This window comes from Vibrio sp. 10N.222.49.C9 (genome assembly GCF_041474985.1).
In the GTDB taxonomy this organism is placed as follows: Bacteria; Pseudomonadota; Gammaproteobacteria; order Enterobacterales; family Vibrionaceae; genus Vibrio; species Vibrio crassostreae_C.
In genome coordinates this window covers 1-482 of the sequence record NZ_JBFRVD010000736.1, presented here as the reverse complement: position 1 = coordinate 482, position 482 = coordinate 1, and the positions used below count along the sequence as shown (strand labels likewise).

Genomic DNA, 482 nt, shown 5'->3' with positions numbered 1-482 from the left:
ACAATATCCCATCATCATAACTATGTGAATAGAACCAAGTTGACTTATAATGGAATTACGTTCTTTTCTTGTGAAAATGTACAAAGGGTATAAAAACAGCAACAAAAGTGTAGTGAATCCAACGATACCATATACTGATAAATTCTCTAGATATTGATTGTGAGCATGATAGCGTAATTTGCTTGTTTTAATATCAATATATCCAGACTCTCCTTGTGACTTTCTAGACTCTATTCTTCCTTCAGTACCAGAGCCCAAAATAGGGTGCTCATTGAAAGTTCCGATAGCACTTTTCCAAAGATCTATACGTATACCTAAAGAAGTGTACTTATTGGAGTTATCGCTATAATCCTGAATATTATCAATCCCTTGATCAAGCCTATCCTGTATAAACTTTGTTTGACTTAATGCACCAAAAACAAGAGCAAATGTAATCATTAAAAATGTAAACATTTTTTTGTTTAGTAGGTCTCTATTTATAT

The 482-nt window shown here is 32.2% G+C and carries 1 protein-coding gene; it reads right to left on the bottom strand.

Going from position 1 to position 482, the window contains the following annotated elements:
- The coding region (locus AB4585_RS25330; protein ID WP_372171535.1) for an O-antigen ligase family protein at positions 1-453 on the bottom strand (453 nt) is incomplete at its 3' end.
- Positions 454-482: the final 29 nt, after the last annotated feature.